We start from the raw sequence: 11,623 nt of genomic DNA, 5'->3' as shown, positions 1-11,623 counted from the left end.
GTTTCTCAGACGTTGTGGTTTGATTATCAGCGCCTGGTTTTTCAGGTGTTGCGGTTTCACTACCATCGGCTGGTTTCTCAGGCGTTGTAGTTTGACTGCCAGTAGCTGGCTTTTCAGGTGTTACGGATGCCACTGATAGACCAAGTTCTTGATTAACCGTTTCATCTGAAACTGGGTTGAATGTCTTTAAATCACGTTTATCAAAGATAATAAAATCGGTGAGATAGTTCCAATCAAATTGTCCACCTCGGTCACCGACATAATCGATGAATGGAACAACCATACCGACTTGGTCAGCCTTGAACGGGATTAACATATCCTGAAGGTGACCATTATTTGAATCGCCATCTTTATAAGCCATGGCTGTGAAAGCATTTAGAATATCAATTTTAGCTTCAAGCATTGTTTGCGCTGATCCAAAGCCTAGATTTTGACTACTTAGGGGGATGAATAGGTTTGTTGGATTATAAGACTCACCATTTTTACCTAAGTCAACAAAACTAGTATGATTATCAACAGTTTCCGAATGCGTATCGCGATACGCCAATTCGGTATCCTTAACTTTATTCCGGATCTTATCACTCATCACAAGTGGTGTGAGTTGGTGCTGTTTCCGTAAATTATTGATGAGCTCAAGCGCGTAATCGGCAAGTTCTTTTTGTTGATTATCAGCTAACCGGCCATTTGTGATGACTAACTTCGCTGACGTATCTTGCGTTGGATCGACATCGTACCAACCATAATAGTTACCGTTACGAGACTCTGTACCGTCAGCTAATTTTTTTGGCTCAGTTAAGTTGTGAGGAAGATGCTGTTCGTCGGTAATCGGCGTTGTGATGACACCATCAGCGTCAGCGGGGGCAACGACTGAGATGTGATTAACTTTCTCAGCTGTTGTGTTGGTTGGCGCGTTATTTGACGTAACAGGTGTAGCTTGCTTATTTTCTGTGGTTTGTACTTGAGCATCGGTAACAGTCGTGCTAGCGGGTGTTGTTGCGGAAGAGCTGTTGGTTGATTCCGCATTGGCAGTGCTTACTTCTGACGCTGCAACAGACTCACTGACGGCACTAGTAGAGACGCTAGTAGTTGGATTGATTGTGGTGTGTTCACTGTTGGCTGAAGTGGGCGCTTGATTAGCTGTCGCGCTTGCTTCTGTAGCGGATTGGGCCACGGCTTCTGCTTGTTGTGCGACAGTGGCAATGACTTCTTGCGATGCCAGTGCTTGATCAGCCTGGTTGGCTGAATTAAGTTCGTTTGTGGCTTGTGAGCTCACTAGGTTTGCTTGCGGGTCGTTTTGTGTTTGCTCATCAGCCTGAGCGTTAACTTGTACGCCAGCTAATGTTGCTGTAGCGGTAAGGGCTACAGTGAATTTAATTTTATTATTCATAAGAGACCTTCTTATTCTAAAATTTCTTAACTTACTTATTATTAATAATAAACTCATTTTAATCGGAATGCGACCATTTTACGTAGGATTTTAAAAGCTGCAAAAAACAATCTAATTTTATTAGTATTTATAAGTGTTTTATATTTATACATTTAAAGTGATATAATATGCAATTTAGAAAATAAGATGCGCGTAACACTTGTAATCGTTTACTTATTGTATATGGCGGTCATAATGTTGAATTACAGTAAATTAGTGGAATTTAACATAACAAAAGAAATCATCTGATTTTTGTTTTGAGCAGGCGTATTAGCCCTATTTATAGGTAATCATTCAAACGTCAGTGTATAAGGGGGAGTTTGGCGAATACTTCACAAAGTTGTATGAATTTTGTATGATTATTTATTTGTGAAAAACAATTGATATATTTTGTACTACTTTTTTATTGATGAAAAGGGTTGTTACGATTTTAGCTTTAATTTTTTTATCGTTCGTTTAAGTTTGAGTCCCTAAACTTTGCGTTATTGAAAGAGGGCAACTTCTTTTGATACTTATATAGCAACATACACTGCTCATATTCGCTGTTGCATATTCTGTAATAGCAAAACTCCTAGTTTTTATATATGCTCCCATCATGTATAAAACAAAACAGTTTATTTCTCCCAAAGATAAACTGAAAAAAGGACCTAGTCTCCCATCTAGGTCCTTTTTCTTTGTGAAAACGGCTTTGGTATACACATACAAAACATATAAAATTAAGTTCTGTTTATCTTTAGGTGTTATAATAGTAATTGTAAATGGAGACGTTAAGTAATTATAAGGAGTGAATAATATGACACAAGAAAATGAACACTTAACAACAGCCCAAGGGGCTCCTGTTGGTGATAATCAACATTCTGTAACAGCGGGTGAAGATGGCCCGGTCTTAATTCAAGACTATCAATTACTTGAAAAGCTTGCGCACTTTGCGCGTGAGCGAATTCCTGAGCGTGTGGTTCACGCTAAGGGGGCTGGTGCCTTCGGTACCTTTAAGTTGACTCACGATATGTCAGCTTATACAAAGGCCGACATGTTTAATGGTGAGGGTAAGGAAACGGAGATGTTTGTACGTTTCTCAACTGTTGCCGGTGAATCAGGTGCATCAGATACTGCACGTGATCCACGTGGATTTGCTTTGAAGTTCTAAACTAATGATGGAAACTATGACATTGTTGGATTGAGCTTACCAGTTTTCTTCATTCGTGATGCGAAGAAGTTCCCTGATTTCATCCATACGCAAAAGCGTGATCCAAAGACACATTTGCATTCAGATCGTGCTAAGTGGGACTTCTGGTCATACTCACCTGAATCATTGCACATGGTCACAATGTTGTTTGGAGATCGCGGAATCCCAGCTACTTACCGTAACATGAACGGATTTGGAAACCACACATTTTTGTGGGTTAACGAAGCTGGTGAACGTTCATGGGTTAAGTATCACTTCAAGCCAAAGGCTGGCGTTAAGAGCCTAACAGCTGATGTTGCTACAAAGTTGGATGGTGAAAACCCTGACTCAGCTACACAAGATCTTGAAGAATCAATCAAGAAGGGTGACTACCCTGAATGGACGATGTATGTGCAAATCATTCCTTTTGAAGAAGGTTGGAACTACAAGCAAAATATTTTTGATGTGACACGTACGGTTTCACACAAGGATTATCCATTGCATGAAGTTGGAACGATGACTTTTAACCGTAACCCAGAAAATTACTTCACTGATGTTGAAGAAGCTGGTTTCTCACCAGCCAACTTGGTTCCTGGTATCGAAGCTTCTCCTGACAAGATGTTGCAAGGACGTTTGTTCTCATATGCTGATGCACAACGCTACCGTGTGGGTGCAAATGCTAACCAACTTCCTGTTAACGCACCAAAGGTACCCGTACATGACCACCAAGTTGACGGTGTCATGGGGACGAACAAGAACACTGGTGATATTAACTACGAACCAAATAGCTTCGATGGCATTAAGGAAGAACCAAGTGCTAAAGAAACTGGTTATGACGTAGAAGGTCGTATTGGAAACCATGTTACTTATGACGATGATTTCTATACACAACCTGGTATTTTGTACCGTGATATCATGTCAGAAGACGAACGCGAACGTCTAGTGTCAAACATTGCCGCAAGTTTGGGTAATGTTGACGATGAGGATATTCAAAAGCGCGAAGTCACACAATTCTACAAGGCTGATCCGGATTATGGTAAGCGTGTTGCCGAAGCGATTGACCTTGATATCGATTTTGATACCATTGACTAATATGAAAAAATGAATGAAAGTAGGGTAAATTACCCTGCTTTTTTTTTATGGAATCAGTCAATTTTGAACATTTATGGAAATGTGTTCAAAATTTATCTTTCATTTAAGTTTCTCTCGATAATATAAGCTGTGTTGAACGGATGACGTTCAACAAGAACACTCCAATGTTCTACTTATAGTCTCCGCTATAGAAAAACATTCCTAAAAAATCATCAAACGCTTTCTGTTTGATCTTAAAATAAAGAAGAAGTGCCTAGCACTATGAAAAGAGCCCTGGTAATGGCTGACCAGGACTCTTTTTGTTTGCTTGACTTTATAGGGTGATTCAAGCTAAGATATAACTACTAATTAACACACGAATTGAATAATCTCGTAACCTATCGAGAGTTCAGGGAGGGACTAGACCCGTTGATCTGACGCCAGCTACCGTAATGGTGTTGTGGTAATTTCTAGCAGATAGGCGCATTTCTAACTCTGATATGCCGCCTTGACTGTGGTATTTCGGGGTTATTTTTTTCGAATTTATTTATTAAAAGAGGTAAGAATTTATGGTAGAAAAGCGTTTATTTACATCAGAATCAGTTTCCGAAGGACACCCTGATAAGGTATCTGACCAAATCTCAGATGCAATTTTGGATGCCGTTTTAAAGCAAGACCCAAATGCCCGCACTGCGATTGAAACTTCAGTGACAACTGGGTATGTGAATGTGTTCGGTGAATTATCAACAACCGCCTATGTAAACATGAATAAGATTGTTCGTGATACCTTAACGCGTATCGGTTATGATGATCCAGATGCTGGTTTCTTAGCCGACGACGTGCACGTTGGTATCACGATTGATGAACAATCACCTGATATTGCACAAGGTGTGGATCAAGCGATTGAACAACGTGAAGAAGGCGGAAAAGATCCGCTTGATGAAATTGGTGCCGGCGACCAAGGATTGATGTTTGGTTATGCGACTGATGAAACTGACCAATACTTGCCACTAACAGTCGTTTTGTCACACGCTTTGGTGAAGAAACAAGCTGAAGTACGCCGTTCAGGTGTCTTGGACTACCTTTTGCCTGATGCAAAGGCCCAAGTGACAGTTGAACTTGACGAGAATGATCAAGCAACACGCATTGATACAGTCGTCCTATCAACGCAACACCGCGAATCTGCCTCATTGGAAGAATTACGCGCTGATGTGAAGAAGTACGTGATTGATCCTGTGTTACCAGCTGACATGGTTGATGAAAATACACGTTATTTGATTAATCCAACTGGCCGCTTTGTGATTGGTGGACCAAAGGGTGACGCTGGAATGACTGGACGTAAGATTATTGTTGATACTTACGGTGGTTATGCACGTCACGGTGGTGGTGCCTTTTCTGGTAAGGATGCGACAAAGGTGGATCGCTCAGCCGCTTACGCTGCGCGTCACATCGCAAAGAACATTGTTGCTGCTTGTTTAGCAAGTCGTGTTGAATTACAAGTAGCCTACGCCATTGGTGTGGCTGCCCCAGTTTCAATTGACGTGAACACGTTTGGAACTGGTAAGGTAAGTGATGAAGCGTTGGTTTCAGCCGTACGTGATATTTTTGAATTACGTCCAGCCGGTATTATCAATGAACTTGATTTGCGTGAACCACGCTATGAAGCAACTGCCGCTTATGGTCACTTCGGTCGTCCAGACCTAGACTTGCCTTGGGAGCGTCTTAACAAGGTTGATGAATTGAAAGCATATTTTAATAAGTAAAATGAAAAGACATCCGAATTTGGGTGTCTTTTTTTATTGGCGTTCTTGTACCGGTGCGTGCACGGGTATTGCCAATCTTTTTATTGTGGATGTAGAGTAGCGTGCCTCGAGGTTGTAACAAATACTACCGTCAATGGCTTTAACGTTGCCGAATTCCTGACGCCGTTATATGGAAAGATGACGTAAGCATCGTCTTTATCAACCTGTGATTCATGAATTTCTGCAGTGAATTCATATTTTTGGTTATTAAGCGTCAAGTTATATGATTTTGTGGATTATAATGTATTCAATTTAATTGTTATGGTATTATATTTATTATTAAAGTGAATGGAGTTTGGGGATGGCTAGTGAACAAGTGGTTGATGTAGAGAAATTAAATGATTGGGATTTAACGAATGATGAGTTGAATGTGTTGGATATTCTGTATTGGGTAGCGATGTACCCTGATGAAAACGAAGGTAAATCTATTTCAATGCAGGAAATGTTCCAAAAGGCCCCTTTTGATAAGAGGATGGCCAAAGTTATGCCAAACATAGAATCAGAAATTGGATCTACAAATTTGCCGACATGTCTTTATCGTTATGCACGATTAAAATATGACAAAACTAGTTCAATTAATCCAATTGTTTCTATTTTGAATCACTTGGGGGATGCAGGATATCTTGAATTAGATGAAGCTAAGATGGGTACGAACAAAGTAGATACGTTGATTGGGAAAATTGTAAATAAGGAAAATAAGAATCGAAAATATAATTTCAACAAGGCAAGTTTTGATGATCAAGCTAATGTGTACATCATGATTCGTCGAAAGGGAATTATTCCTGCTGAAAAAAGTAATCGTGAAAAGTTACATAAAAACTTTCAATTGAAAGAACAAGAAATCCAAATTCAAGAGCAAAAAGAAGCTAAAGCACAAGCGGATTCATCTAAGAACTTAGAAAAAATCGTAGCATACTTTGGGGGATTCTCAGTTCTGGTTGCAGTTGCTGACTGGGATTGGGGTGCCGCAGGTATCTTAGGGAATGTTTTTCGTGTCGTGGTGATTGCATTAATTATTACTGCCATATATTCTTATGACAAAAAAACAAATTTTATTCGAAGCCATTTTGGGAAAAAGAAAGATAAGTAAAAAAGATTGCTGGCTAGTACCGGCAATCTTTTTTGTTTTACCGGACGGATATATGGCATAATAATGGTAATAAACCAGACCGAAACGAGTAATAAAAACATGAGACCTAAAGTAAACATACCTGTTAAGCTGGGCGATGTCGTCACCGCCCACATTAACGAGGTTGCCTATGGTGGACAAGCCATTGGTGAGTATGAGGGTTATCCACTTCACTTAGATAATGCCTTTGCTGGTGAAACGGTACGTGCCAAAATCACCCAAGTAAATCGTAAGTTTGCCCGCGCCCAATTGGTAGAAGTTGTGCATCCTTCACCTGATCGCATTGATGCTGGGCGTCCTGATATCATCGAAACAGGCATTGCACCTTATTTAAACTTAGCCTACCCCGCTCAATTAAAATTGAAACAACATCAAGTTGAACAAATCTTTGCTAATGAAGATATTCATACATCGGTCGCGCCAACAATTGGTATGGAAAACCCAAGCCATTATCGGAATAAGACCGTGGTACCAATGGCATATGCAGACGGTCATTTGGTAACTGGATTCATTAAACGGCAGACGGCTAACACCGTCGTGCCTTTGGACGATTACTTCGTTAACGATCCAATTATCGACCAAGTCATTGGGCAAGTGCGCGATATTTTAGATGCGCATCAAGTGACCTTATTCTCAGACGAGACAGGGTTAGGCCAAATGCGTTATATCATGGTGCGTCGTGGTTACTACAGCGGTGAGGTAATGGTTGTGCTGGTAACGCAAACACCAGAATTGGACGATGAAAAAGAAATTGCTGAAGAAATTGCAGCCGTTGTGCCAGGGATTAAGAGTGTCATGTTAAATGTAAATCCACGTCGATTACATTTGATGATGTCAGGTGAGAACCGCTTGTTATGGGGAGATGACGCCATTCATGATACCCTCTTGGGAATTGAATTTGTGATTGGGCCAAACTCCTTTTATCAAGTGAACCCGCAAACGACGGAAGTGCTCTATACTTTGGCGGCTGAAAAGGGTAAACTCACTAAGCATGACACCATTATTGATGCCTATTCTGGAATTGGGACAATTGGGTTAACCGTGGCCAACCAAGTGAAACAAGTCTTGGGTGTGGAAGTCATTGCCCGAGCAGTTGAGGATGCGCAACGCAATGTGGCGCTAAATGATATTCAAAATGCAACTTTTGTCACCGCTGATGCGCCAACACAAATGAAGGCGTGGCGTGATGAAGGGCTTGAGCCAAATGTTATTTTTGTTGATCCCCCTCGTCCAGGTTTGACGCCAGAATTATTAGATGCAGTGGTGGAAATGCAACCAGAACGTTTTGTCTACATTTCATGTAATCCAAAAACGATGGCACGTGACATTCGTTATCTATTAGATAAAGGTTTCTCATTAAGTGGTGATATTCAACCTTTGGATCAATTCCCACAAACAGCCCATGTCGAAACTGTTGCAGTACTTGTGCCAAATCATTAGAAAAGAACACCAAAAGTTAAGGCAACTTTTGGTGTTCTTTTTTGTGCGGCTGCGTTTTTCTATATAAATGGAATGAAAAATGAATTGAGAAATTTGCGAAAAATTTGCGTATTTGCCAAATAGTTTATATTTGTTGAGTAGCGGCCATTTTGTATACTAAGAATTACGATTAAGGGAATTTAAGATAAAAATTGGGGGCAAAACAATGTTACAGGCCAAACAAATAACGGTACGAAATCATCGAGAAGTTTTAAAGCAGGTGAGTATTACTTTTGAATGTGGGAAAACGTACGGGATTATTGGGGAGCATGGTGCTGGGAAAACAACATTGTTGCGAGCATTAAGCGGAAAAGCGCAATTGAAAAGTGGGGAAGTGCAGCTAGCGGGGCAAATGGTTCAAGATAGGTTCGATGAACTATGTTACTTTGGAGGGCTACATTGCTTATATCCAAATCAGACTGGCCGAGCGCACGTGTGTCAGGTGCAAAAATACTATCATTCTGCTAAACGAATTGATGAATGTCTGGCTTTATTTAATTTAACTGCAATTGCTGACGTTCCGGTACGAAGGTATACATTACAAGATCAACATCGGTTGCTCATGACACTTTACTTTGCGAGTGACGCTAATTATTTATTGTTAGATGAATTGATGAATGGTTTGACCAATGAAGACCGATTGATTCTCGACAAATTAATTTATCGTTGGCAAGAAGCGGGGAAAACGTTAATTTTAACTGCGCACCAAGCGGAAGCTTTAGCACCAATCTGTCATAAATTGATGATGATTCACCAAAAACAATTAATCACACCATAAAAAAAGGACCCGCAGGTCCATTTAAGTTATTTTCGATTTAATAATGGCAGATTAAGTGCAGTACGCCGAATCGTATCAAGACCAACGAAACTAATGGTGTCGATATTTTCACGGTGTGCACGGCCAAGTGTGCGTGTAAAGGATTGCGCATCGTTATCTTTATATTTCAAACCAATATGCACAAGCTCATTTGTAAAATTAGTATCTGTCATGCTGACTTCAGGATTATTGATGCTTGGTAACACAGTTAAAACGATGTCACCACCGGCAGCCACTTGTAATGTTTCAGCTAAATCTGCGGCAGCTTCAGCGTTTGGTACCTGTTCACCCATAATTGTAGCAGCAAGGTCCAAGTCTTGACGTAATTGAGCAGGGTCGAGCTGATCAGCAATTGCCCCGTTAGTATATGCATCTGCCACACTCACTGTGAGATTGTGCTCCGTGAGTGCATGATTTGTCATCGCTGCTAATGAGTTAGCATCCCCGTAACCATAGAGATAATCACCAACGATGGCGTTTACTTGTTCTGCTAATGCTTCATTTAAAGCATCGGCGTCTTGTTTAGTAGCGGCTTGTGCCGTTAGACGAACGGTTACTTCGTGTTTTTTAGCGTAAGTCGCAATTGTTGGGTTGGTTTGCGTATCAATGAGCGGACGTAACTCCGTTTCTAAACGTGATTCCCCAATGCCGTAATAACGTAGGACTAATGATGACATCACTTGTTCAGGTGAGTAAACCGATTGGAGCAATGGTAGAACATACTTATCGAACATTGGTTCGAGCTCCCATGGAGGTCCAGGCAAGAGTAAGAAGTCAGCACCATTTTCGTTCTGATAGTAAGAACCAATGGCAAAACCAACGTCATTTTTAATAGGTTGTCCGCCTTCGATATATTGCGCCTGTAGACGATTAGATGGCACCATGGTGACGCCAGTATCTCGGTGCCAATTTTCAACCTTAGCCATTGCCTGATCATTGTCCACTAAGCTCTTACCGAGGACATCGGCTGCCACCTGTTTTGTGAGGTCATCTTCGGTAGGACCCAACCCACCAATTAAGATGACAAGATCTGAGCGACTATTGGCTTGAGCCATCTCGTCATACATACGTTGGTAGTTATCCCCAACAATTGATTGATGGTAACTAGCTAATCCTAGACCGCTGAGATGTTTAGCGATATAAGGACGATTTGTATCAGTGATTTGACCAAGTAGCAGTTCAGTACCAACTGAGATGATTTCTGCATCCATAATGTCATTGCCTCGTTGTTCTTGTAGATTTAATTTGGACGATTGTCGTAATCATACCCGAAATTTTACGTACCGTAAACTTGACCAAGAATAGAATTAAAAATGTATTGTTTTCTCTTGTTAACGACATTGAAGGTATTTGAACTGGTTAAAATGAGATTTAATCTAATTAAATGTTAAGAAAAAGTATAGGTGAAATCTTTTTGTTGCAATATTAGACACGTAACTGTAACATAGTAAATGTAAACGAAATATAAAAACAAATGGGAGAAGCGATATGTCGAAGAAAGTGTTAACAATATTAGCTGTTTCAGGTCTCTTAGGTGCCGGAGTTATTGGTGCAACGAGTGCCTCAGCGCATTTTGGTAAGATGAATGCAACTAGCTCAAGTTTAGTTAGTCATAAGCAGGCTGACAAAGACAAGCACAACGGATCAAAGACGACGACTACATCTGCAAAGAGTAATGCTACTAAAAAAGCACATTCTAAGACTGATGCAACGCCCAAGAACGCTAGTGAAACAAAGGTAGCATCAAGTAGTGTTAAGGCAGCTCAACCTGCGACAACACAAACTCAAACTCAAACGGATGCAACAACACCAAGTACAAACAAGGTAACAAGTTTTGATCAACTTACGCAGAATCAACAACTAGCAATGTTGGCTGATTCATGTTTTGCATATAAGCCTACTGGTACGCAATTCAATGTTTATATGCCGACTGCTGATCAATTCGTTATTTACGATATTGGAGAGGGTGTCGGGGGTTGGCCTGATCATGCCGTACGTTTCACGAACAACCATAATGGTACTTACACAATTGCGGGAGCTGAATCATCAGGATCTTCAAATTCACAAATGACTAGCCAAAATAGCTACTGGAAGACGATTCAAAACGTTTCTGAGAGTAGCATGGTAGCTCGTTTCAACCAAATGGATTCAAGTACGCGCAATATGTTAGAGAATGCCTTTAATATTCAAGCAACTGACTTCCCATATTTGCCAATCCAACAAAATGCTATTCCAAATACAAACGAATCAGGATCTCAGAATGAGGTTAGTACTTCGAACTTCGACCGTTTACCACAAAACGAAAAGTATGTGTTGATGGCGAAGGTTGGACTTGGTGTTGCAAACGCACGTTCTAGTTATGATGTATACGCACCTTCTCGCGACCAAGTCATTATTTATGACAAGGGTGAAGGTGCTGGTGGTTGGGCAATGCACTCAATTCGTGTGACAGACAACCATGATGGTACGGTAACGATTAATCGCCCTGTTTCTGATACTGCCCAAGCAACATCACAAATGTACAAGGGTAATTCATATTGGGGTCAAGCTGTTACAGCAACTAAAGCTGAGTTGTTGCAAGCAGGTGATATGTTGGGACAACAGGATGTGAATGCTGTTGCGAATGTCATGGTTACAATTCCAGGTGACTTCCCATACCTACCAATTACACAAAATACAATGCCAAAGTAAAATAAAAACTGCTGATGTTTAACATCAGCAGTTTTTTTATGTT

The 11,623-nt window shown here is 40.6% G+C and carries 7 protein-coding genes and 1 pseudogene; 6 read left to right on the top strand and 2 right to left on the bottom strand.

All coding sequences use genetic code 11. The features are described from left to right. On the bottom strand, positions 1 to 1,387 hold a 1,387-nt coding region (locus IV50_RS06670), incomplete at its 3' end, for an SEC10/PgrA surface exclusion domain-containing protein (protein WP_162259504.1). 832 nt (positions 1,388 to 2,219) lie between these two features. Between IV50_RS06670 and IV50_RS06665 the strand changes: the two are divergent. From IV50_RS06665 to IV50_RS06645, 5 genes and pseudogenes are all read left to right on the top strand, one after another. Continuing rightward, positions 2,220 to 3,683: pseudogene (locus IV50_RS06665) on the top strand (catalase). Positions 3,684 to 4,231: 548 nt separating this feature from the next. Continuing rightward, positions 4,232 to 5,425, top strand: a complete 1,194-nt coding sequence (gene metK, locus IV50_RS06660) for a methionine adenosyltransferase (RefSeq protein ID WP_057746887.1) — start codon at positions 4,232 to 4,234, stop codon at positions 5,423 to 5,425. 340 nt (positions 5,426 to 5,765) lie between these two features. Continuing rightward, on the top strand, positions 5,766 to 6,554 hold the full coding sequence (locus IV50_RS06655) for a hypothetical protein (RefSeq protein ID WP_057746885.1): 789 nt from the start codon (positions 5,766 to 5,768) through the stop codon (positions 6,552 to 6,554). Between the two features lie 99 nt (positions 6,555 to 6,653). Then, the gene (rlmD, locus tag IV50_RS06650) at positions 6,654 to 8,033 is read left to right on the top strand and encodes a 23S rRNA (uracil(1939)-C(5))-methyltransferase RlmD (RefSeq protein ID WP_057746883.1); all 1,380 of its coding nucleotides are present in this window, start codon (positions 6,654 to 6,656) and stop codon (positions 8,031 to 8,033) included. 205 nt (positions 8,034 to 8,238) lie between these two features. Next, entirely contained in the window at positions 8,239 to 8,850 is a 612-nt protein-coding gene (locus IV50_RS06645) for an ATP-binding cassette domain-containing protein (RefSeq protein WP_057746882.1), read from the top strand. Positions 8,851 to 8,876: 26 nt separating this feature from the next. On the opposite strand, the gene IV50_RS06640 is transcribed toward IV50_RS06645, so the two are convergent. Beyond that, complete coding sequence (locus IV50_RS06640) at positions 8,877 to 10,100, bottom strand: CinA family nicotinamide mononucleotide deamidase-related protein (protein WP_057746880.1); 1,224 nt, start codon at positions 10,098 to 10,100, stop codon at positions 8,877 to 8,879. A gap of 277 nt (positions 10,101 to 10,377) precedes the next feature. Here IV50_RS06640 and IV50_RS06635 point away from each other — a divergent pair, with 277 nt between their 5' ends. Beyond that, positions 10,378 to 11,580, top strand: a complete 1,203-nt coding sequence (locus IV50_RS06635; protein WP_057746878.1) for a hypothetical protein — start codon at positions 10,378 to 10,380, stop codon at positions 11,578 to 11,580. Positions 11,581 to 11,623: the final 43 nt, after the last annotated feature.

Source organism: Weissella viridescens (assembly GCF_001437355.1).
In the GTDB taxonomy this organism is placed as follows: Bacteria; Bacillota; Bacilli; order Lactobacillales; family Lactobacillaceae; genus Weissella; species Weissella viridescens.
This window is presented reverse-complemented; position numbering and strand designations above follow the sequence as displayed.